This window comes from Candidatus Krumholzibacteriia bacterium (assembly GCA_035268685.1).
Classification (GTDB): domain Bacteria; phylum Krumholzibacteriota; class Krumholzibacteriia; order JAJRXK01; family JAJRXK01; genus JAJRXK01.
Genome location: DATFKK010000006.1, coordinates 1 through 23,088 on the forward strand (window position 1 = coordinate 1; position 23,088 = coordinate 23,088).

General features: G+C 67.9%; 20 protein-coding genes. 15 read left to right on the forward strand and 5 right to left on the reverse strand.

Features of this window, described 5'->3' with window-relative positions; translation table 11 throughout:
- Positions 1–88: 88 nt before the first annotated feature.
- Complete coding sequence (locus VKA86_00410; protein HKK69647.1) at positions 89–1,426, reverse strand: hypothetical protein; 1,338 nt, start codon at positions 1,424–1,426, stop codon at positions 89–91.
- A gap of 294 nt (positions 1,427–1,720) precedes the next feature.
- On the opposite strand from VKA86_00410, the gene ispH reads away from it, so the two are divergent.
- The 9 genes from ispH to VKA86_00455 all read left to right on the forward strand — a co-directional run bounded on the left by ispH (position 1,721) and on the right by VKA86_00455 (position 10,894).
- Positions 1,721–2,713 (forward strand): 4-hydroxy-3-methylbut-2-enyl diphosphate reductase, encoded by a 993-nt coding sequence (ispH, locus tag VKA86_00415; protein ID HKK69648.1) that lies wholly within the window; start codon positions 1,721–1,723, stop codon positions 2,711–2,713.
- A gap of 17 nt (positions 2,714–2,730) precedes the next feature.
- On the forward strand, positions 2,731–3,813 hold the full coding sequence (gene fni / locus VKA86_00420) for a type 2 isopentenyl-diphosphate Delta-isomerase (GenBank protein ID HKK69649.1): 1,083 nt from the start codon (positions 2,731–2,733) through the stop codon (positions 3,811–3,813).
- 165 nt (positions 3,814–3,978) lie between these two features.
- Entirely contained in the window at positions 3,979–4,971 is a 993-nt protein-coding gene (locus VKA86_00425) for an ATP-binding cassette domain-containing protein (GenBank protein HKK69650.1), read from the forward strand.
- Entirely contained in the window at positions 4,964–5,689 is a 726-nt protein-coding gene (locus VKA86_00430) for an ABC transporter permease subunit (protein ID HKK69651.1), read from the forward strand. Before VKA86_00425 ends, VKA86_00430 begins: the two co-directional genes overlap by 8 nt.
- A complete protein-coding gene (locus VKA86_00435) occupies positions 5,689–7,428 on the forward strand; it encodes a GldG family protein (protein HKK69652.1) in 1,740 nt (579 codons plus the stop codon). Before VKA86_00430 ends, VKA86_00435 begins: the two co-directional genes overlap by 1 nt.
- 10 nt (positions 7,429–7,438) lie before the next feature.
- On the forward strand, positions 7,439–8,476 hold the full coding sequence (locus VKA86_00440) for a DUF4340 domain-containing protein (protein HKK69653.1): 1,038 nt from the start codon (positions 7,439–7,441) through the stop codon (positions 8,474–8,476).
- A gap of 134 nt (positions 8,477–8,610) precedes the next feature.
- On the forward strand, positions 8,611–8,946 hold the full coding sequence (locus tag VKA86_00445; GenBank protein HKK69654.1) for a DUF134 domain-containing protein: 336 nt from the start codon (positions 8,611–8,613) through the stop codon (positions 8,944–8,946).
- A gap of 74 nt (positions 8,947–9,020) precedes the next feature.
- Entirely contained in the window at positions 9,021–10,403 is a 1,383-nt protein-coding gene (locus VKA86_00450; protein HKK69655.1) for an FAD-dependent oxidoreductase, read from the forward strand.
- A gap of 2 nt (positions 10,404–10,405) precedes the next feature.
- The gene (locus VKA86_00455; GenBank protein ID HKK69656.1) at positions 10,406–10,894 is read left to right on the forward strand and encodes a DUF302 domain-containing protein; all 489 of its coding nucleotides are present in this window, start codon (positions 10,406–10,408) and stop codon (positions 10,892–10,894) included.
- A 101-nt stretch (positions 10,895–10,995) separates the two neighbouring features.
- On the opposite strand, the gene VKA86_00460 is transcribed toward VKA86_00455, so the two are convergent.
- On the reverse strand, positions 10,996–11,526 hold the full coding sequence (locus tag VKA86_00460; GenBank protein HKK69657.1) for a NifB/NifX family molybdenum-iron cluster-binding protein: 531 nt from the start codon (positions 11,524–11,526) through the stop codon (positions 10,996–10,998).
- A 154-nt stretch (positions 11,527–11,680) separates the two neighbouring features.
- Positions 11,681–12,727, reverse strand: coding sequence for a transporter substrate-binding domain-containing protein (locus VKA86_00465; GenBank protein HKK69658.1), 1,047 nt, complete (start codon positions 12,725–12,727; stop codon positions 11,681–11,683).
- A gap of 147 nt (positions 12,728–12,874) precedes the next feature.
- Here VKA86_00465 and VKA86_00470 point away from each other — a divergent pair, with 147 nt between their 5' ends.
- Positions 12,875–15,040 carry a M3 family metallopeptidase gene (locus VKA86_00470; protein HKK69659.1) on the forward strand — a complete coding sequence of 722 codons (2,166 nt, stop codon included), beginning with the start codon at positions 12,875–12,877 and terminating at the stop codon, positions 15,038–15,040.
- 218 nt (positions 15,041–15,258) lie between these two features.
- Here VKA86_00470 and alr read toward each other — a convergent pair whose 3' ends face one another.
- Together alr and VKA86_00480 are read right to left on the reverse strand one after the other, a co-directional pair.
- Positions 15,259–16,422: an alanine racemase gene (gene alr, locus VKA86_00475; GenBank protein HKK69660.1), complete on the reverse strand. Its 1,164-nt coding sequence runs from the start codon at positions 16,420–16,422 to the stop codon at positions 15,259–15,261.
- A complete protein-coding gene (locus VKA86_00480; protein ID HKK69661.1) occupies positions 16,419–17,573 on the reverse strand; it encodes an amidohydrolase in 1,155 nt (384 codons plus the stop codon). Before VKA86_00480 ends, alr begins: the two co-directional genes overlap by 4 nt.
- A gap of 169 nt (positions 17,574–17,742) precedes the next feature.
- On the opposite strand from VKA86_00480, the gene VKA86_00485 reads away from it, so the two are divergent.
- From VKA86_00485 to VKA86_00505, 5 genes are all read left to right on the forward strand, one after another.
- A complete protein-coding gene (locus VKA86_00485; GenBank protein HKK69662.1) occupies positions 17,743–18,906 on the forward strand; it encodes an alanine racemase in 1,164 nt (387 codons plus the stop codon).
- A 126-nt stretch (positions 18,907–19,032) separates the two neighbouring features.
- On the forward strand, positions 19,033–19,494 hold the full coding sequence (locus VKA86_00490; GenBank protein HKK69663.1) for a GNAT family N-acetyltransferase: 462 nt from the start codon (positions 19,033–19,035) through the stop codon (positions 19,492–19,494).
- A 7-nt stretch (positions 19,495–19,501) separates the two neighbouring features.
- Positions 19,502–20,980: a sodium:solute symporter family protein gene (locus tag VKA86_00495; protein ID HKK69664.1), complete on the forward strand. Its 1,479-nt coding sequence runs from the start codon at positions 19,502–19,504 to the stop codon at positions 20,978–20,980.
- Positions 20,981–21,122: 142 nt separating this feature from the next.
- Positions 21,123–21,494: an STAS domain-containing protein gene (locus tag VKA86_00500; GenBank protein HKK69665.1), complete on the forward strand. Its 372-nt coding sequence runs from the start codon at positions 21,123–21,125 to the stop codon at positions 21,492–21,494.
- Between the two features lie 3 nt (positions 21,495–21,497).
- Positions 21,498–23,087, forward strand: a complete 1,590-nt coding sequence (locus VKA86_00505) for a SpoIIE family protein phosphatase (GenBank protein ID HKK69666.1) — start codon at positions 21,498–21,500, stop codon at positions 23,085–23,087.
- The last annotated feature ends 1 nt before the right edge of the window (position 23,088 follow it).

Here is a 23,088-nt window from a genome sequence, read left to right on the forward strand (position 1 = left end):
CATGGTGGTGGACGACGGGTGGCGAGGCACGCCCCGGCCGTGGTCCGGCCGGGGCAGATGTCACTGTAGACGGTCGACGAGCGCCGGGCTACTGCACTGCGAGTTCGAGCGTCTGCCGCCCCATCTCCTCGCGCTCGTACGAGTCGGGCGGCACCTCCAGGAACTTCGCCACGCTCGACACCAGGCGCTGGTAGAACACCTCGGCGCGGATCGTCAGCGGACCCGCGGGGATGTCGTCCGGCAGGGTCCACGTGAAGCTCTCGGGCACGGCCTCGAGCGGAGGCAAGCGGTAGTCGGGGCCGAGGCTGGCCGTGTGCCACTGGGCGATGGTCATGCGTCCCTCGGGATCGAGGTAGGGCATGCGGTAGATGCGGTTGCCCTCGGGAACGTCGCCGTCGCGCAGCAGCCCCTCGAAGTCCTCCAGGTCCTGGATGTCGCCGATGTCCTGGTAGGCCAGTTCCGTGCTCGAGGCGATGGTCCAGTCCTCGCCCTCGAATCCCTTCCGGTCGACCGGGAGGTGGTGCACGGTACCCTCGCTGTCGACGGCCTCCACGTGCAGGTGCACGACGCGTTCCTCGACCGAGCCCGAGGGGATCATGTGTCCGGCCTTCGCGTTCATGACCATGGCGTCGATCACGATCCGGTCGCCGGCCTCGATCTCCTCGGTATCGCAGTAGAGTAGCACGTCGACGGCGCCGGCCAGCTTGCTGTCGGTGTGTGCGCCGTGGAAGAGGTGCTGGCGTGCGTCGGGATACACCTCGCCACCGCTGGCGAGTTCGGTCTTCGCCGGCGGCATGTGGCAGTCCTGGCAGAGCACGCCGCGCTCGGCCCACGGGCTGTCGCGCCACTCGAAGTGAGTGGCCTTGACCCACACGCCGTAGGGGTCCTTCTCGTTGTGGCAGGTACCGCAGAAGTCCGCGGTGCCGAGGAACTCGTTGACCTCGATGTCGTGGTAGAAGCTCTCGCCCGCGCCGCGCGTTCCCTGCTTCGCGTCGCCCGGCTTCACCACGAAGTTGCCGTTGAAGGGTTCGTCGCCGTCGAAACCGACGATCGAGTGGCAGAGGTCGCAGCTCGTGCCCTCGTTGGCCCGTGTTCCGGCCGAGGGACGCTCGGGTGGGATGTCGCCGGCCAGAAAGGCCAGCGGCGCGTGGCAGTTGTTGCAGCCGGCTTCGATGCCGGCCACCTTCTCGAGCTCCTGGCTGTGTGGGTAGGCCAGCGCGAAGTACTCGATCTCGTCCCAGTGGTGGGTGAAGCACTGGCTCATGAGCGCCTGTTCGTGCTGTACCGTGAAGCGCACGTGGCACTCGGCGCACACGTCGGGCGTCTCGAAGGCGTCGTAGGGGACCGCGCCCTCGGCCGCGGGGGTCTGGGCGGCGGCGGGGGTCGAGAGCAGGGCCAGGACGATCAGGGGGATGGCAACGCGCATCACGGACGCTCCTCGGGCCAGGGGACGACCCCACAGCCGGTCGTCCGCGGCGGGGCCGCGACGTTCCTGTCCCACTCGTCGCGATGGACGGAGCGGAGCACGACGGCGCCGGGCGTGCGCGAGGTCCCGGACCGGAGGAACGCCGTACGTTCTCCACCTTGACCGTGAGACGGTGCCCTGGCCAATGTGGAGTTGTGAGCCCGGGCACGACCGGATCGCGGCCTGGATGCCGGAACCGTCGATCCCCGTGCAGTCCCCCGCGGCCCGTGGTCAGAGGCCTGATTCCTCTGTACCATGGACCGGAACCGCTTCCCCCTCCCGGTCGCCATGAGCCTCGAAGCCCTGCTCGTCCAGCCCCGCGGATTCTGCGCCGGCGTGGACCGCGCCATCGACATCGTCGACCTGTGCCTGCAACGCTTCGGCGCTCCGGTCTACGTGCGCAAGGAGATCGTGCACAACAAGGCCGTCGTGCAGCGATTCCGTGAACGCGGCGTGGTCTTCGTCGAAGAGCTCGATCAGGTGCCCGACCACGGTCTGTGCGTGTTCAGCGCCCACGGTGTCTCGCCGGCGGTGTTCGAGGACGCCCGGGCGCGCGGGCTCGAGGTGATCGACGCCACCTGTCCGCTCGTGACGAAGGTGCACAACGAAGTGCGCCGGAACGTGAAGCAGGAGGGCTCGACCGTGGTGTTGATCGGTCACGACGGCCACGAAGAGGTCGAGGGCACCATGGGGCAGGCACCCGACCACGTGGTGCTCGTCGAGAGCGTCGACGACGTGGCCGCGCTCGAGTTCGATCGCGAGACACCGCTGTCGTACGTCACCCAGACCACCTTGTCCGTCGACGAGACGAAGGGCATCATCGACGCGCTCCGCGCGCGGTTCCCGTGGATCGAGGGGCCGGCGAAGGACGACATCTGCTACGCGACCCAGAACCGTCAGGACGCGGTGAAGCACCTGGTCGACGTCGAGGGCATCGATCTGCTGCTGGTGATCGGTAGCACGAACAGTTCGAACAGCAAGCGTCTGGTCGAAGTGGCGCGCGACCGCGGTGTCGACGGGTATCTGGTCGACGGTCCCGACGATCTGGACCCGTCGTGGGTCGAGGGGAAGAGCCGGATCGGCGTGACCGCGGGTGCGAGTGCGCCCGAGGACCTCGTGCAGGGAGTCGCCGGACGTCTGCACGACCTCGGTGCGACGGTGCGCGACGCAGTGGTCACCGAGGAGAACGTCACCTTCGCCCTGCCGCCGCAGCTGCGGCGGCCGACGCGGTCGGGCGCTTCGGACTGAACGAGCAAAGGAGTTCCGTGGCGGACGAGGGCGTCATCGGCGCGCGCAAGCGCGATCATCTGGAGATCTGTCTCGACGGCGACCGTGCGGCGTCCGGGCGCGGCAACGGTCTCGACCGCTACGCGCTGGTCCACGACGCCCTGCCCGAAGTCGATTTCGACGCCATCGACCTGTCGACCGAGTTCCTGGGCCACGCCCTGTCGGCTCCGCTGATCATCTCGTCGATGACCGGGGGGACCGACCGGGCCACGTCGGTCAACCGCACGCTCGCCCGTGCCGCCCAGCACGCCGGCATCGCCATGGGGGTGGGCAGTCAGCGGGCAGCCCTCGAGGACGACGTCGTCGCGCAGACCTACCGGATCCGCGATGCGGCGCCGGACGTGCTGCTGTTCGGCAATCTCGGCGCGGTGCAGTTGAACCGGGGCTACGGACTCGACGAGTGTCTGGCGGCCGTCGAGATGATCGAGGCCGATGGTCTGTTCCTGCACCTGAACTCGCTGCAGGAGGCGTGTCAGGAGGAGGGGGACCGGGACTTCTCGGGATTGCGCGACCGCATCGCTTCGCTGTGCCGGCACGCGCCCTTTCCCGTGTTGTTGAAGACCGTGGGCAACGGGATCTCGCCACGGACCGCGCGCAAGCTGGTCGGCCTGCCCCTGGCCGGGCTCGAGGTGAGCGGGGCCGGGGGCACCAGCTGGTCGAAGATCGAGGCCCTGCGCGGTGGTGACGACGGAACGTTGGCTCCCTTTGCGAGCTGGGGTGAGTCGACGGCGGAATCGATCGGGGCGGTGCGTTCGGTGCTCCCCACGATCCCGCTCATCGCCAGCGGAGGTATCGGTGACGGTGTCGACGTGGCCCGGGCGTTGGCCCTGGGGGCCGACGTGGCCGGGATCGCGCGTCCCATGCTCCAGGCCGCGCACCGGGGCGAGGATACCCCGGCCCGCACGATCGAGAGGATCGCCCACCAGCTCCGGATCAGCTGTTTCTACTGTGGCCGGGCGTCGGTGCGGGCGCTCGACGCGGACGATCTGCGGGGCCCTTACGACGGGCCCCGTGGAACGCCGGGCCGGACCTCCGGGAACTCCCCGGACCCTTCCGCGTAGGTCCGGGGTCTGGCAGTCTCGGACTTCGACTGCTAGACACGGGAACTCCGTTTCCTATACTGGGAAGGTTCCCCCAGCCGGAGCCGCCCTGTCCGCGGCGGATCCGAATCGGCTGAATCCGTTGTGAATGTTGCTGTTTCACCGTTGCAGGAGGCCTCTGCCACGATGATCCGCGTCGAAAATCTCTCGAAGGACTACGGTCCGGTGCGCGCGCTGGATGCGGTGTCCTTCGAGGTTGGACGCCAGCAGATCCTGGGCTTCCTCGGCCCGAACGGCGCCGGCAAGAGCACCGCGATGAAGATCATCACGACCTACCTCGCCCCGACGGCGGGGAAGGTGCTCGTCGACGGCATCGACGTGACCGAGGACCCCATCGCCGTGCGCCGCCGCATCGGCTATCTGCCGGAGACCAACCCGCTGTACATGGACATGCGCGCCGACGATTACCTGCGCTTCTGCGGTCAGGCCCGCGGGCTGCGCGGGGAGGACCTGCGGCGGCGCTTCGACTTCGTGGTCGAGGCCGCCGGCATCGGCCACGTGTTGAAGAAGCAGATCAACCAGCTCTCGAAGGGCTTCAGGCAGCGCACGGGGCTCGCCCAGGCGCTGATCCACGACCCGCCGGTCCTGATCCTCGACGAGCCCACCAGTGGTCTCGATCCGCTGCAGATCATCGAGATCCGACGGCTGATCCAGGAACTGGCGCGCGAGAAGACGATCATCTTCTCGACGCACATCCTCAGCGAGATCAGCTCGACCACCGACGACGTGATCATCATCAACAACGGCAGGGCGATCGCGAAGGGTCGGATCCGCGACCTGCAGCGTGACGCCCACCGCGAGCTGCCCGTCCGGGCCTCGTTGGTGGCCCCGCGCGATGCCGTCGAAGACGAGCTGCAGCAGATCGCCGGCGTGGAGCACGTGAGCGTGCTCGGCGAGCGCGAGGGCCACGTGAGCGTGGAGTTCCGCGTCGAGGGCGACATCGTGGCCGCGCAGCGCATGGTCGGCGAACGTGCCCGCGAGCACGGCTGGACGGTGCTCGAACTGGGGACCTCGGAGGTCACGCTCGAGGAAGTGTTCATCTCACTGGTGCAGCGTTCGAAGAGCCACGACGGACGGCCTGCAGCCGAAGCGGTGCGTGCGGGGGTGAGCCATGGGTAACGTCGGTATCATCTTCCGCCGCGAGTTCCGCGCCTACTTCGACAGCAGCATTGCCTACATCTTCATGATCGTGTTCCTGCTGCTCATGGGCGGGATCTACATGAGTTCGTTCTTCCTGGCCGGCGCTGCGGACATGCGCGGCTTCTTCGGGAACCTGCCGTTGTTCAATCTCTTCTTCCTGCCCGCCGTGACCATGCGCCTGTGGGCCGAAGACAAACGCATCGGCACCATGGAACTGTTGATGACGCTGCCGATGAAGGCGCAGGAGATCGTCGTGGGCAAGTACCTGGCCGCGCTCGCCTTCTACGCGATCGCGCTCGCCGGTACACTGACGATCCCGGTCATGATCAGTGCGGTCGGCAACCCCGACGTGGGGGCCATGGTCAGTGGTTACCTCGGTAGCCTGTTGCTCGGCGCATTCTACCTGGCGGTGGGGATCTTCGTGAGTGGGCTGTTCAAGGACCAGATCGCCGCCTTCGTCGTGGCGCTCATGTTCTGCCTGTTCTTCTACTTCGCCGGCACGCCGCTCGTGGTGGCCACCACCGACGGCTGGATCAGCGGGCTGGGCACCTTCCTCGAGAACTACGTCGGCATTTCCGGGCACTTCGACGACATCCAGCGGGGCGTCGTCGACGTGCGCAACGTGCTCTACTTCGTCTCGATGACGGCGTTGTTCCTGGTGTTGAACACGCTGTCGCTCGAAGGGAGGAAGTACTGATGGCCAGCCAGAAGACCAGCTTCAACCTGCGGTTCGCGGTGACGGCGGTCGTGGTCGTCGGGATCGTCGTCTTCCTCAACGCCCTCGCGGGGACGGTCGACACCGCTCGCTTCGACCTCACCGACGACCAGATCTACACGGTGAGTCCGGCCGCGAAGCGCGTGCTGAGCGAGCTCGAGGTCCCGGTGCAGGTCAAGCTCTACATGACCGACAAGGACGAGATGCCGACCGGGCTGCAGACCCTCGAGCGGGATCTGGTCGACAAGCTCCGCGAGTTCTCCGTGATCAGCGACGGAAACGTCGAGTACTCGGTCGTCGACCCGTCCGAGAGCGAGGAGCTGAAGGAGAAGATCGCCAACAAGGGGATCCGGCCCTTCCAGGTCCAGACGGTCGAGCGTGACGCAATGGGCATCAAGCTCGTGTACTCGGCCATGGAGATCGGTTACCTGGACAAGGATCCCGAGATCCTGCCGCAGATCCTGCCACAGTCGCTGGAGACCTTCGAGTACGACGTCTGTTCGGCGATCAGCCGGCTCACACGGGACATGGATCCGGTGGTGGCGGTCTACGCCAGCCGGCAGCAGATCGACCCCCAGATGATGCAGATGTATCTACAGATGGGGCAGCAGCCGCCGGAGCCGCCCGAGGTCTACGGCAACGTCATGGAGCTGCTCCGTGGTCAGGCCTACGACGTGCGTCGCACGCAGATCACCGAGGACTCGCCGATACCCGAGGAGGCGAGCACGCTCGTCCTGCTGGCTCCGCGTAACCTGAACGAGCGGCAACTCTACGAGATCAACCGCTTCGCCCAGATGGGCGGCAACGTGATCGTGGCCGTGCAGAACTACGAGTTCCAGTACGCGCCCTCGCGGCAGGGAGGCTTCACCTTCACGCCGCAGCCGGTGAACCCGGGCACCGATCCGCTGCTCGACGGCTGGGGCGTGACCGTGAGCGACGGCGTGCTCATGGACTCCAACATGGAGGTCCTGGGCATTCCGAGCACGCGCAACGTCGGCGGATTCCGCATGCAGGTGAGCGAGCCGGTGCAGGCACCGATGCACATCAAGGTGACCCAGGACCAGTTCGTGGCCGACACCTCGATCACCAACGGCGTGGGTGACCTGCTCTACCTGTGGGGCAGCCGTCTGGAGATCGATCACGAGCGCCTGGCCGAAGCCGGCATCGAGCCGATCACCCTCTTCACGACCTCGAGCGACACGTGGGAGGTCGACTGGAGCGCCGGTCCGCTCACACAGTCCTCGTTGATCAGTGACCCCGACTCGGACCTTTCGCGCGAGCCATTGGCCGTGCTCATGCGTGGGGAGATCCCGAACGTCTACCCGACCGGCAACAAGCCCGAGTGGCCGGGTGGGGCCGCGTCCGACACCACGGACACGGGTCCGGAGCCGGTGGAGGAGTTCGTGCCGGTGGGGTCGAGCGTGGTCGTTCTCGGCGACGCCAAGATGTTCGAGGACTCGTTCCTTCAGATGGTCCCGGGCAACAGCATGCTGCTGCTCAACGCCGTCGATGCTCTGACGCTCGGCGACGACATCATCCAGATCCGCGCCCGTACCATGACCCAGCGCACGATCCAGCCGCTGAGCGACCAGGCCAAGCTGGGCTGGCGCTTCTTCGCGGTCGGCCTGGTGCCGCTCGTGGTCGCGGCCTACGGGATCTTCCGTTCCGTCCGCCGTCGGCGCGAGGAGGCCGCCTTCCTGGCGGCCCAGCGCGCGGCCTAGGGGGTTCGCCATGGGCAACAATCGCAACCTGATCGTGCTGGGTGTGGTGTTGGTCGTGCTGGTGGGCGCGTATCTGCTGACGCAGGACCGGCGCCCCGAACTCGACGAGACCGGGGGCTTCGAGGAGCTGGTCGAGACCGAGCTCTCGACCGATGACGTCTACACGCTCGAGGTGTCGCTCGGCGGCGATCCCGAGCAGGGCTTCACCGTGGTGCAGCGCGACGACGAGTGGTTCGTGAGCAGCCACTACGACGCGCCGGCCAATCTCAACAAGATCCGCACCCTGCTGGGCAACCTGGAGACCGTGAGCGGTGAGCCGCGCAGCGACGACGCCGGCGTGCTCGACGCCTACGCCCTCGACGACTCCAGCGCCTACCACGTGCGGATCCTCGGCGAGGGCGGCGACCCGATGCTCGAGCTGTTGATCGGCGAGCGCAGCGGCCAGGGATGCTTCGTGCGCCGGCCGGGCAGCAACCGCGTGCTGCTGGCCGACCACAACTTCCTCAGCGACTTCGGTGTGTGGGGCGACGAGCGTCCCGCACCGAAGGCCAGCAGCTGGATCGACCTCGTGGCCTTCGAAGTCGAGCGGGACGAGGTGCGCACGATCGAGATCCGGGGCGACGAGCAGACCGTGGTCATGACGAAGGAGTTCGTCGAGACCGAGGCGGCACCGGCCGACACCATGAATGCCGCCGGACCCGAGGTGCAGGATCCCAACGCCTACGAATGGCGTGTGAAGGCGCCGTCGGACTTCGTGGCCTCGAAGACGCGGGCCGACGGCGTGCTCAACGCCATCACCAACGTCCGCGCCCGCGACGTCGTGGGCGATGCCCTGGAGGAGGACCTCGGGCTGGGCGACGACGCCCGCAGCGTCGTGGTCACCCTGGCCGACGGCACCTCGCACACCCTGTACTTCGGCGAGACGCTCGGGGACGACGACTCGCTGCTGTACTTCCGGGTCGAAGACGAGGCGCTCGTCTGGTCACTGCCCGAGTACGTGGCGAACAACGTCTTCAAGACCGAGGACGACCTGCGGGCCGAGTCCTGAGCCTCGGCCACGATTCGTATCGGAGTCGCACGCCGGGGCCCGGATCGGGTCCCGGCGTCGCATTGGTGGTGGCGCGCCGGTGCCGGCGCGCTATAGTGTGCACATGCACGAAATCGACCCCCGAGGAGGCCGCCGTGCCGCGACCGCGTAAACGATGCCGGTGCCGACGTTTCGACGGCGACCGCGTCTTCAAGCCCCGCAGCGTGCCGATGAGCGCACTGGAGACGGTGGAGCTCGAGCTGGCCGAACTCGAGGCCATGCGCTGGTGCGACGTCGAGGGCCTGCAGCAATCCGAGGCCGGGGAGCGGATGGGGATCTCGAGGGGGACCGTGCAACGTTATCTGCAGAGAGGACGGCAGAAACTCGTGGGCGCCCTGCTCGCCGGCCGGGCCGTGGTCGTGCACGACGGAGACGTCGACGAGGCCGTTCTCGACTCCACGGAGGCAGGCACCCGGAGCCGGCGCGGCTGACCCACCCGGGCCAGGGCGGCGCGTCGGATTCCCGGGGGCCGGCTCCGCCCTCCAACGGCAACCGGGAGTCCGTCGTGACCGATTCCTACGACGTCGTCCTCGTGGGTGGGGGACCCTCCACCCGTATCCTCAACAAGTTCCTGCACCAGTTGCTCCCCGACGTGCGCACGGTGGTGATCCGCGACGAGAACCGGATCGTGAACCACTGCGGCACTCCCTACATCGTCGAGGGCGAGATCCCCTGGCAGAAGGGCCTCATTCCCGAGAAGCTGGTCGAGCAGTTCGACACCGAGATCCTGGTCGATCCGGTGGTCGGCGGCGACCCGGTCGCCCACGAGGTCGAACTCGCCTCGGGCCGCGTGCTCCGCTACCGCCAGCTCGTCTTCGCCACCGGGACCGACCAGATCACCCCACCGATCCCCGGGTTCGACCTCGACGGTGTGCTGAAGGTGCGCCGCACGGTCGACGTCGAGCGCGCGATGCAGGCACTGAGCGGCGTCGACGACGTGGTCGTGCTCGGTGGCGGCTACATCGGTCTGGAGTTCGCCGTCTCGCTGGCCAACATGGGCAAGCGAGTGAGCCTGGTCGAGATGCTCGACCGCGTGATGGGCGATCGCATCGACCTCGCCATGGCCGCGGCCATCGAGGAGCATCTGCGCGCACGGGGAATCGATCTGCGCACCGGCGTGGCGGCGAGCCGCATCCTGGGCGATGCCGGACACGTGACCGGCGTGGAACTGGCCGACGGTTCGAAGATCCACGCCGATGCCGTGATCCCGTCGGTGGGAGTGCGGCCGATCGTCGATTTCGCGTCGAGGCTGGGTCTCGAGACCGACACCGACGGTCTGGTGGTCGACGACCACTTCCGTACCAGTCAGCCGGACGTCTACGCCATCGGTGACTGTGTCGGCACCCGTTGTGCGATCACCGGCCGCCGGATCAATGGCAAGCTCGGCTCGAACGCCGGCCGCATGGCGCGCACGCTCGCCCTGCAGCTGAGCGGTCTCGACGACCGGCCCTTTCCGGGCATCGTCAACGTCGCCGCCACCGTTCTCGGCGGCCTGGCCTACGGCAGTGCCGGTCTGACCGAACGCGACGCGCACGACGCGGGCATCGAGGTCCACACGGTGCGGGCCCAGGCCACGCACACCTACGACAACATGCCCCACCCGCACCCGGTCGACATCAAGATGACCTACCGCGCCGACGACCTGCGCGTGCTCGGCGGCGAGCTGCTCGGGCGCTTCAACCCGGCGGGTCACCTCGAGGCCCTCGGCCAGATGATCGAGCGCGGCGCGCGCCTGTTCGACGTCGTGGGCGCGAGCTACTGCTCGCACCCCGAACTCACCCCGAAGACCAGTCACCCGTACTGGACCTTCGCGTCCGAGAAGCTCCTGTTCCGTCTGCAGTCGGAGAAGGAACTCGCAACCACGGCTCCCGTCGGGAGTGGGGAGTGATCATGGATCCGATCGTCGCTCTGCTCGTCGGCCTCGTCGTCGGCAGCGTCCTCACCGGTGTCTTCGTCCTCTGGCTCATGCGCACGAAGATGGTGGTGGCCCAGCGCAGTGCACGCAGCTTCGAGGATACCTGTGCGACCGTCGAGGAGGTGGTCGAGGACGCGAAGGGTTGGGGCTTCCCGATCGACAGCTGGGACATGTACCGGACCTTCGCCGACAAGGACCTCGTTCCCGATGGCTTCCGGAAGCTGCGGATCTACTTCGTGTGCAACGCGGGTTTCGCCAGCCGTTTGCTGTCGTCGGTGCCGGGCTTCGTGGGGATGATGCCGTGCACCTGGGCGGTGTACGAACTCGACGACGGCAGCGTGCATCTGTCGAAGCTCAACATCGGTCTGATGAGCCGGATGTTCGACGGGCCGGTGCGCGAGGTGATGGGGAAGGTGGCCCGGGCGGACGACGAGTTCGTACCCGTGGCGCTGGGGACGAACTAGACTCCGGATACCCCCGCGGCCGTCTCGGTGGCGGGGGCGCCTTCCGGAGGCCCGAACGACTGCGCCGGAAGTGAGGTGCGCCCCCGCCTGCTGGGCGTGGTCTAGTCGCCCCGGACGCGCTGCCGGTCACGCCGGTGGCCGCCACCGCGACCGCCGCCTCCATCGTGGGGTCGGCAACGGCCGCGTCCCGGACCGTGACCCTCGCCGTGGTGATCGTCTTCTCGGTGGCCGTGACCATGCCCGAGACCGTGCGCGTGGCCATGCCCATGGCCGTGACCGTGCCCGCCGCAGGCCGCGCTCTCGTCCATCGCCTCCACGGTACCGGCCTTCACGGCCTCGACCACGTCGGCCACGTGCGGAGCGGGGCTCGCGTAGACCTCGATGCCGGCGTCGTGCAGGCCCTGCCAGGCCCGGCGACCGACGCCCACGCCGGCCACGGCGTCGACGCCGAGCGCGCGCAGGGTGTCCACGTGCTGGCACACCCCGGGGTGGGTGTGGCAGCTGGGGTTGGCGCGGGTGTCGATCCCACCGGTGTCGGTGTCGACGATCGTGAAGAAGGGAGCGCGCCCGAAGTGTCCGACGGTCTCGCTCTCGAGACCGCGGTCGTCGCGACTGGGAATGCAGAGTTTCATGGTGATCGCCTCTCCGTGGCGGAATGCCTTCGGCGGATCCCTGCCCGCCTTGATTCGTGCATATGCACACTATCAAGACGAACGGAGAATGCCGCTACGACTCTGTGACCCGGATCCGAATTGGTGCAGGTGGATCAGAAGCGCCGCGGAGGAGTCAGCGGCCGAGGTAGAACTCGAGCATCCGCACGAAGCGCGGCGACTCGATCTGGTCGAGCAGGGCCCGGTTGAGGTCCTCGCGCCGCGGCGAGCCCGGGGGCAGGACGAAGGCGTAGTCCTGACGCTCGATCCTCTCGGGCAGGACCTCGAGGTCGTCGCCGCCGTGCTCACGCAGCTCCCAGCGCAGGATCGGCGCGTCGTGGACCAGAGCGTCGACCTCGTCGCGGGCGAGGGCACGCACCGCCTTTCGCGTGGTCTCGAACTCCCGCGGCTCGATCTCGAGTTCGCTGCTCAGATAGGCCGCGCCGGTGGTGGCGCGGACGGCGCCCACCCGCAGTCCCGGCAGGTCGGAGGGACCTTCGATCCCCTGGGCCAGGCTCTGCACGGTCAGGGCGGTGGCGATGGAGGCAGTGAAGAAGGAGATCACGATGATGCTCGCGAACATCCACACCAGGGCGACCACACGGCCACCGATCGACACCGGCGCCTTGTCGCCGTAGCCCACGGTGGTCATGGTCACGGCCGCGAACCAGAACGAAGACCACAGTCCGCGAGCCGTCTCGGACTGGAACTCGTCGGGATTACGGCGCCGCTCGAACAGCCACACGACCACGCCGACGGCGAGCAGCAGCACCGCGAGCGCGCTCACGGCGCGCAGGAAGTCCCACGAGACGACGCGGGTGAGGACGGTCGTCCAGGGCGAACCGGCGGACGGCGCCGCGATGGCCAGCCCGGAGCTGAGGAAGGGGTGCATGAAGTCGAGCCGCTGCTCGCGCACCGCGGTCACGGTGGTCGCACCGACCCCCACGTCGGCGTCGCCGGCGGCGACCACGTCGAGCATGGTGTCGAGGCCGACGACCTCGAATTCGTAGGGCACCTGGCGGTCCTCGGCGATGCCGCGCCAGAGGTCCACGCTGATCCCGGAGAATTCGCCGTCGCCCTCGTCGATCACGAAGGGCGGGGCCACGCGCAGCAGCACGCGCAGGGGCTCGTCGGCCGGGGGCTGGGCCGCCACGCCGGTCGAGAGCAGGAGAAGAAGGGTCACGAGCACCGTTCGCATGCAGCCGAGGGTCGCCCAGGCGCCCGCCGGGGTCAACCAGCGGTCCGCGCGCGACTTGATCCCGCCGGCCTGCGGCGCGTACCTTGGGCGGTCCGCCCAGACACCCCGGCGCCCCGTTCCAGGAGATCTCCGATGATCCGTACCCCCGTGAAGCCGGCCGGACCGATCGCGCTGGCCCTCACGCTGCTCGCCCTCGCGGCACCCGTCGTCGCCGGCGCCTCCCCGCTGCTCGAGGAATGGACCGGCCCCTACGGTGGCGTTCCCGCCTTCGATCGGATGCAGCTCGAGGATCTGCAGCCGGCCATGGAGCAGGCCATGACCGAGCACCTGCGCGAGCTCGACGCCATCGCCATGAAGAAGTCGATGCCCACCTTCGAGAACACCATCGTGGCCATGGAGGCGTCGGGCGAGACCCTCGATCGGGTCTTCACCTACTACGGGATCTGGAGTGCGAATCTGTCGTCGCCGGAGTTCCGCGAGATCCAGCGCGAGCTCGCCCCGAAGATCAGCGAGTACTCCTCGAAGATCACGCAGAACGTCCCGTTGTTCGCGCGGGTGAAAGCCGTGTACGAGAGCGACGAGATGAAGCGGTTGCGGCCCGACGAGCAGCGGCTCGTGCAGCTGGTCTACGACCGCTTCGCCCGCAACGGCGCCGAGCTCGAGGGCGCGAAGAAGGAGCGTTACGCCGAGATCCAGCGTCGTCTGGCCGAGCTCTACACCCGCTTCTCGAACAATGTGTTGGCCGACGAAGAGGGCTACGTGCTCTACCTCGATGACACGCAGCTCGGTGGTCTGAGCGACGCCTTCGTGAAGGCGGCCGCCCAGGCCGCGGCCGACCGGGGGCACGCGGGGGAGTACGCGATCCTGAACACACGTTCTTCGATGGAGCCCTTCCTGACCTTCAGCGACGAGCGCGACCTACGCGAGACGGTGTGGCGGACCTACTACTCGCGCGGTGACAATGGGGACGACCACGACAACAACGCGATCATCTCCGAGATCCTGCAGCTGCGGCACGAGCGCGTGCAGTTGCTCGGTTACGAGAACTTCGCGCAGTGGCGGCTCGAGAATCGCATGGCCAAGAGTCCCGAGGGTGCCCTGGCACTCATGGAGGCCGTCTGGCCCGCCGCCCTGGCGCGCGTCGAGGAAGAAGTCGCCGACATGCAGGCCCTGGCCGACGCCGAGGGCGCCGACATCACGATCGAGCCCTGGGACTACCGCTACTACATGGAGAAGGTCCGCCGGGCGAAGTACGACCTCGACAGTGACGAGGTGAAGCAGTACCTGCAGCTCGACCGGCTGGTCGACGCCATGCACTACGTGGCCGGTGAGATCTTCGGCTTCGCATTCACGCCCGTTCCCGAGGGCACCGTACCCGTGTTCCACGAGGACGTGGTCGTCTACGAGGTGACCGACCGCGACACCGGTGACCATGTCGGTCTGTGGTACCTCGACGCCTACGCGCGGCCGGGCAAGCGTTCCGGTGCGTGGGCCACGACCTACCGCAGCCACCACACGCTCGACGGCCTCTCGACCGTGTTGGCCGCCAACAACTCGAACTTCATCGAAGGGGCACCGGGCGAGCCGGTGCTGATCTCGTGGAGCGATGCCGAGACGCTCTTCCACGAGTTCGGCCACGGTCTGCACTATCTCACCTCCGAGGTCGACTACCCCGGTCTCAACGGCGGTGTGCGTGACTACACCGAATTCCAGTCACAGCTGCTCGAGCGTTGGATCTTCACCGAGCCCGTGCTCGAGAAGTATCTGGTGCACCACGAGACCGGCGAGCCGATTCCCGACGGGCTCGTGCAGAAGCTGGAACGCGCCGCGACCTTCAACCAGGGCTTCGCCACCACGGAGTACCTCGCATCGGCGCTGATGGACATGAGGTACCACACGGTCGACCCCGCGGGGATCGACCCCGATGCCTTCGAGCGTGAGCAGATGGCGGCACTGGGTGCTCCCGAGGAGATCCCCATGCGGCATCGATCGCCGCAGTTCGGGCACGTGTTCTCGGGCGAGGGCTACGCGGCCGGCTACTACGGCTACATCTGGGCCGACGTGCTCACCGCCGACGCTGCCGAGGCCTTCGAGAACGCACCGGGCGGATACTACGACCGTCAGCTGGCCGAGAAGCTGGTGGAGCACCTCTTCGCACCGCGCAACGCGATCGATCCGGCCGACGCCTATCGGGCCTTCCGGGGTCGCGACGCTGCGATCGACGCACTCATGCGGGCGCGGGGGTTTCCTGTGGCCGGTGGAGGTGGCCCCTCGTCGGCGGGAGACGCCCACGAGTAGCGAGGGTGCGCCTCCGAGATCGTGCATTTCCCAGCGGGGCGGGCCAGCGGCTCGCCCCGCTCGTCCTGGTCCTCGGAACGCGCACTTCGGCTCGTGCCGCCGGTTCACCGGGAACAGCAGATTCCTCGGTGTCCGCGACTCCTCCGACGACATCACCTGGTGGCGTACCGGAACCGGGACGTCCCGGTTCGCGGGTGGATGAACCCGGTGACCGTCCCTCAGGGGACCACGATTCGTGGGATGTGCGAGGACAGCCGGGCGAGCACCTCGTAGTTCAAGACATAGGTCCGCTCCCCGAAGGCGCCGACCGAGATCTCGCCGTCGTCCTGTTCGCCGATCAGGACGACTTCGTCGCCGATCCGGGCCTGGGGGACGTCGGTCACGTCGACCGTCATCATGTTCATGCTCACCGTTCCGACGATCGGGCACGGGTGGCCGTGAACGAGCACGCGGCCCATGTTCCCCTGGCCGCGGGGCAGACCGTGCGAGTAGCCCACCGGCACCGACGCGATCCGCGTCTTGTGCAGGGTCTGGTGGCTGAGGCCGTAGCCGACGAAGGCGCCGGGGGGCACCGTGGTCAGGCTCATGATCCGGCTCTTCCAGCTCAAGACCCGCGCAAGTTTGGAGCGCCCGCTCTTGGCGCGTTCCATTCCGGTGCGAAGATAGAAGAGGCGGGTTTCCTCGCTGGGCCAGTAGCCGTACTGGGCGATCCCGACGCGTACACGATCGTAGATCGCATCGGGATAGTTGAAGACCGCCGCCGAGCAGGCCACGTGGCGCTCGACGTCGATCATGTCGTTGTCCTCGAGGCGATCGATCCGTCGCCGGAAGGTCTGCAACTGCTCGGTGATCCGGTAGTAGTTGGCCGATGACTCCGCCCCGCTCAGGTGCGTACACATGCCCTCGATCCGCACGTGCTGGGGGTGGGTCCGCGCGCGCCGGATCGCCGCCTGCAGAGAACGTTCGGTGAGGCCCGTGCGGTACAGGCCCGTTTCCACCTCGAGGTGCACGCGGGCCGGTCTGCGGATCTTCTTGGCCGCCCGGATGGCGGTGTCGAGCCGGCCGAGGTCGAAGACGAAGAACGAGATGTCGTTTTCGATGGCCCACGTGACGTCCTCGGTCGCCAGGTGGCCCATGATCATGATCGAGCTGCCGGTGGAGCTGGACGCCAGCACCTCCGACGCTTCACGAGCACTGAAGACGGCGAAGTGACGTACGCCGCAGCGCTCGGCCATGGGGACGTAGACGTCGATGCCGTGCCCGTAGGCGTTTCCCTTGACCACCGAACAGAACTTCGGGCCGCGTCCGATCACGCGGCGCAGGAACCGGAGGTTCGAGCGCACCCGGCTCTCGCGGAGTTCGATCCAGTTGGAGGGCTTCATCCTTCCCGTTCGCTCCGTCCGGGATCGAGGATCGCGTGGACCGTGTCGGTCAGCAGATCGCTGCCCGGCTCGAGCAGCGCGTCGGGGAAGTCGTAGCCGTTGCCGTGCAGGGCCGGCTGGTCGACGCCCGAGCCCAGCCCGAAGAGCACCCCGCGGAAGCGCGAGGTGAAGTGACCGAAGTCCTCCGACCAGGCGTAGGGGTGGTCGCGCCAGACCACCTGCATTCCGCGTGCCCGCGCCGTGCGGTCGACCACGTCGACCAGTTCGGCGTCGCACGGGCTCGAGGGGAACTCCTCGGCCCAGGAGATCGACGCCTCCAGGCCGAAGGTGGCGGCGATGCCGCGGGCCACGTCGGTGGCGCGTTCGGCCAGACGATCGATCACCCCCTGCTCGTGGGCGCGTAGGGTGGCCATGACGCGGCCGTCCCCCGGGCTGGTGCCGAATGCGGGGCCGCCGACCTCGACGCCGACCACCGTCACCTGCCCGGTCTCGTGCAGGGCCGTGGCGTTCTGGGGCAGGGCCGCGAGGGCGTGGGACAGGGCAGCGGCTGCCGGCACCGGGGTGCGGCCCTCCTGCGGCTCGGCCGCGTGGGCGCTGCGACCGTGCAGGTCGATGATCATCCCGCGCGAGGCGCTGGCGAAGACCTCGTGTCGCAGCACGACGGCCCCGAGCGGTTGACCCGGCAGATTGTGCTGAGCGATCGCGAAGTCCGGCCGCAGGGGAGCGAAGGCGGGATCCTCGATCACGGCGTGCGCCCCGGCGCCGGTCTCCTCGGCGGGCTGGAACAGGACGACCACGCGACCGCGTTCCGGCCGGCGCGCCGCGATCCGCCGGGCCACACCCACGACGATCGTCATGTGGCCGTCGTGACCGCACAGGTGCGCGGTGCCGGGCGTCTCGGAGGCGTGCTCCAAGGAGGGGTCGTCCGGCAACGGGAGGGCGTCCATGTCCCCACGCACCAGAACGGTCGGCCCGTCCTGCGCGCCCCCGAAGACGGCTGCGATTCCGTGACCGCCGAGTCCGTCCACGAGCTCGTCGGGACCCAGGGGCTCCAGTTCGGAGCGGAGGATCTCCGCCGTGCGCTTCTCTTCGCCGGAACGTTCGGCGGCCCGGTGCAGGCGCCGGCGCAGGTCTCTCACGTCTTCACCCATCGTGTCCTCCGGGGTCCTGGATCGAGGTCTGGCCCGTTCGAGACCGGCTGGACCGCCGTTCCCGCCGGTGTCCGGACCGGTTCCCACGAGGTATCAGATAGCAGTCACGCGTGCCAGAGTGTAGGGTGAACTTGCGAGCGACTTCCCTTCACCTCAACATGTCCGAATCATGAACAGTCTGACCATCGATCTCGAAGCCCTGCGGCACAACATCCAGACCATCGACGAGTGGGTCTCGGCGCACGATGCATCGTGGACCCTCGTCACCAAGTCCCTGTGCGGGCACAAGGCCACGCTCGAGGCCCTGCAGGCCATCGGAATTCGTTCCATGGCCGACTCGAGGCTCGGCAATCTCGAGGAGATCGCGAACCTCGAGCATCCGATCGAGTCGTGGTATCTCCGCCTTCCGCACATGCCGAAGATCGCCGACATCGTCCGGCTCACCGACGTGAGCCTGAACTCGGAGATCGAGACGATCAAGGCCCTCAGCGACGAGGCCGTGCGCCAGGACCGACACCATGGCGTCGTCATCATGATCGAGCTCGGCGATCTCCGCGAGGGCGTCCTGCCGGGAACCCTCGCCGATTTCTACACCAAGGTGTTCGAATTACCGAACATCGAGGTGATCGGGATCGGCAGCAACCTGGGATGCCTGTCGGGCACGATGCCGAACGTCGACCTCTTCGCGCAGCTCGGACTGTACCGCGAATGGCTCGAGCTGAAGTTCGACCGCAAGATCCCCTTCATCTCGGCGGGGACGAGCATCGCGCTGCCGCTGCTCCGTGACGGCATCCTGCCGAAGGCGGTGAACCACTTCCGCATCGGCGAGTCGGCCTTCCTCGGGACCGATCTCATCAACGGCGACAACCTCCTGGGCCTGCGCGACGACGCCTTCACCCTCGACGTCGAAGTCGTCGAGGTGAAGGAGAAGAGCATGGTTCCCATGGGCGAGACGAACGACATGACGCCTTTCGAGGCGCTCGAGCAGGAGGGTCCTGACCCCGGCGAGCGCGCCTACCGCGCGATCTGTACCATCGGGCAGGTCGACACCGAGATCGCGGGTCTCACGCCCCTCCACCCCGACTACCGGATCGTGGGCGCGAGCAGTGACCTGACCGTGGTCAACGTGGGCACCGACGCCGACGAGGTGCAGGTGGGTGGCACCATCAAGTTCCGGCCGTCGTACGGAGCTCTCGTCCGCCTGATGCTCGACAAGTACATCGACAAGATCGTCACCCCGAACGTCGAGCGCTTCACCGACCAGATCAGCGACGAGGAGGAAGTCGAACTCCCGCCCGTCGTGGCCCGCGAGTCCAACGGCGAGATCGGCTGACCCCCGCGCGACACCCGAACGCGTGCCCCGGACACCGTTGCGGACGCCGGCGCGCGCCCACCGATCGTGGCCCCCCGGGGCATTCGTCCGCCGATCCCATCGAATCCCATGAGGAGTTGAACCGCCGTGGAATCCAAGATCATCCGTGTCGACCGCGAAGCCGATCTCCCCACCTGGGCCGACCGGGGCACCCTGGAGACGTTCTTCCACGAGACCATGGAGCCGTGGAACGACTCGCCCGAGGACGTGCGGGGCGCCCTGGACTACCTGTTCTCCGACGAGCCGGGCAAGGGTGGCTTCCTGGTGCTCGCCGAAGTCGACGGTGAGCTGGCCGCAGCGCTGGCCATGCTGAACACGGGCATGAAGGGCTACGTGCCCGCGCACATCCTGCTGTTCGTGAGCGTCGATCCCTCGATGCGTGGCAAGGGGATCGGTGGGGACGTCGTGCGGTACGCACTCGATCAGTGCGAGGGTCCGGTGAAGCTGCACGTGGAGTACGAGAATCCGGCCAAGCGTCTGTACGAGCGTCTCGGTTTCACGAGCAAGTACGCCGAGATGCGCTACGATCCCGAGGCGAAGAAGAGCTGACCGACGCATGACCTCCGTCGACGCCGTCATCCTCGTTCTGTACATGTGCGCCATGCTCGGCGTGGGGTTCTGGTTCCTGCGCCGCAACGCCGACAACGACGACTACTACGTCGGAGGCCGGGGCATGGGGAGCACGCACGTCGGCCTTTCGGTCGTCGCCACCGATGTCGGCGGCGGCTTCTCGATCGGTCTCGGCGGGCTCGGCTTCGCCATGGGACTGAGCGGCTCGTGGATGCTGTTCACGGGCTTCCTCGGGGCGTGGATGGCGGCGGCGCTGTTGATCCCGACCGTGTTCCGCATGGGGCGCCGCTTCGGTCTCCTGACCTATCCACAGGTCTTTGGTTCGGTCTACTCGGCGCGCGTGGCGCTCGTGGCGGCGATCATCTCGGCCATCGGCTACGTGGGCTTCACGTCGTCGCAGGTCCTGGCCGGGGCCAAGCTGGCGTCGGCAACGATCGAAGGACTGGACCTGCAGTCCGCACTGTTCGTCATGGGTGCGCTCGCGGTGGTCTACACCTCGATGGGCGGGATGAAGGCCGTGATCTACACCGACACGGTCCAATGGATCCTGTTGCTGGTCGGACTGATCTTCGTCGGCCTGCCCATCGCCTACCACGAGCTCGGCGGCTACACCGCGATCCGTGCGACGGTGCCCGACGAGATGCTCAGCCTGAGCAATGTCGGAGTCGTGCAGATCCTGAACTGGATGTTCGCGATCCTGCCGATCTGGTTCGTGGGGATGACCCTTTACCAGAGGATCTACGCCTGCCGAGACGAGCGATCGGCCCGGCGCGCATGGTACCTGGCCGGTGTGCTCGAGTGGCCGACCATGGCCTTCCTCGGAGTGGCGCTGGGATTGTTGGGCCGGGTGGCGTGGCAGCAGGGTTACTTCGCCGCGGTCGGCTTCGGCCCGGCCACGGAGATGGATCCCGAGATGGGTTTGCCGCTGTTGCTCTCGCAGCTGCTCCCCACGGGCATGATGGGTCTGATGATGGCGGCCTATTTCAGCGCGATCCTGTCGACCGCCGACAGCTGTCTCATGGCCGCCTCGGGAAACGTGACCACCGATATCCTGCCGGCGAAGCGCGGGACCACGAAGCGGGGCCATCTGTTGCGTTCGCAAGGCTTCACCCTGGGGCTGGGGGTGATCGCCCTGGTACTGGCCTCGTCGATGACCAGCGTGCTCGACCTGATGCTCTACTCCTACGGCTTCATGGTGTCGGGACTCCTGGTGCCGACCATCGCGCTGCTCGCGCTCGCGCGGCCTTCGTCGCGGGCTGCACTGGCCGCGATGCTCGGCGGGGGAGGCGTCACGATCACGCTCGGCGCCCTCGGAATCGCACTGCCGGCCGGCCTGGACGCGAACATCTTCGGGATCTCGACCGCGCTCGTCGTGTTCCTGGTCGTGCAGGCGAACGACGGCGGCTTCGCGCGCAAACGTTCGGTCGAGCCCATGGCCGAGGAGCTCGAGGACAGCCGGATCTGAGCCACGACCGGCCGTCGACGGGCCGATGGTGAATCTGCACCGTTTCGCACGCTCGTGTCCTCACACGCTCCGGCGCGGGCTATAGTCCCAGTCCAGAATGGGTGGAGGGTTCTCTTGTCCTGCCGGATCGGGAGGTCCCCCCATGAGGATCCGACGTGACGACCGTGATGCGGTCACCGTGCTGCACCTCTCCGGAGCCATGACCGGCGGTCCGGATGCCGAGACCTTCGAAGGCGCCGTCGACGAGTTGATCGACGACCGACGCCACTGGCTCGTGCTCGACTTCGGGGGCGTTTCGTTCCTCGGCAGCCAGGCGATCGGCTACGTCGCGCGTTACTACGCTCGCTTCGTCCGCGCCGGGGGGCAGGTGGTCACCGCCCGGATCTCGGGCCGCGTCGCGCTTCCCTACGACCTGTTCCTGCGCCAGCTGCTCGAGGCCTTCGACACCGTCGACGAGGCCGTGGACGTGTCGTGTCGACGCGCGGGCAAGGACGCCTCGGCCACGGAGGCCTGAGCCATGCGCATCCAGGTGCAGGAGGACGGCGAGATCCGCGCGGTCGACCTTCCGCCGGGGTCGCATCTCGTCGGTCGGTCCACCGGGGCCACGCTCCGGTTGCGGGCACCCACGGTGAGCCGGAGGCACGCCGTGTTGCACGTCGGCGATGGCACGCTGTCGGTCGAGGACCTCGGCAGCCGGTGGGGAACCTTCGTCGACGAGCACGCGGTCGGGGCCGACCGCCCCCGCGGCGTTCCTCCTGGGGCGGTCCTGCGTTTCGCCCAGGTCGAGGCCTGGACCGGCGAACGGGACGCACCGCACGACCCGGCTCGCCAGACGGGGACCGAGGACGAGACCGTGCGCTCGGTCGCGTGGTTCGACGAAGACCGGTTCACGCACCAGCGCTCGACGCGCATGCTGCGGCACCTGTTCGATCTCTACCGCGAGGAGACACCGCCCGGGTCGACGATCGAACAGGAGGGCTGCCTGTTCGTGCGCGACTGGATCGACGTCGATCGAGTCTGCGCGCGGACCAGCGACACCGCCGGCGAGCCCCTGCGCGTGAGCGGGTGGTGGAGCCGGGCTCCCGACGACCAGCGGGGCCGTTGTATCAGTCGATCGATCGTCGACGAGGTGTTGCGCACGGGCAAGGTCGCCGTGTGGTCTTCGTACCGCGGAAATCCGGAGCCGGAGGAAGCCGACAGCTGGAAGGACCTCGACATCTGCTCCGCTGCGGCCGTCCCGGTCCACGCCGACCCGGACGTCCGGGGGGTGCTCTACGTCGATCGCCTGGGCCGCGGGCCGAGCTTCGGCGAAGAGGACCTCGAACTGCTGACCACCACCGCGGCCGCCATGGCCACCAAGCGCGAGATGATCCTGCTCGGAGTCGAGAGGGAGCGTGCTGCACGGATCCAGTCCCGGATGCTGCCGGACACCTTCCCAGCGATCGCGGGCTACGAACACGAGGCCGCCCTGTCGATGTGCCGCACGGTCGGTGGGGACTTCTACGACTGCGTGGTGCGCGACGACGGGCGGGTGGTCCTGATCGTGGGCGACGTGTCGGGGAAGGGTCTCACGGCGGCGCTCATCGCGGCCGGAGCCGGACTCCTGTTCCGCTCCGTGGCCGGTGCGGCGGGTGGGCCCGCCCGGATCCACCGGATGCTGCACGAGAACCTGAGCACCAAGCTCGAAACCGGACAGTTCGTGGCCGTGTTCCTGGCCGTCCTCGATCCGTCGGACGGCAGCCTGTGCTGTGTGAACGCCGGTCTTCCGTATCCACTCCTGATCCGGTCGGATGGCGGCCACGAGGCCGTCGAGGCCACGGGCATGCCGCCGGCCCTCTACGGGGATTGCCCCGACGCGACGGAAGTGGAGACGCACCTCGAACCGGGGGATCTGCTCGCGGTGTTCACCGATGGCTACCACGAGGCCACCGTCGACGGAGAGGCCGTCCTGGGCCTGCATGCGGTGTGGGATCGATTGACCGCCGACCACGGCCGTCCGCTTCCCGAGATCCGGGAGCGGCTCGATACGGCGGTCGAAACCTTCGTCGGTCCGGCGGGCTCGTCCGACGACCAGACCCTGGTCCTGCTGCGACGCTGTCGTGCTTGAC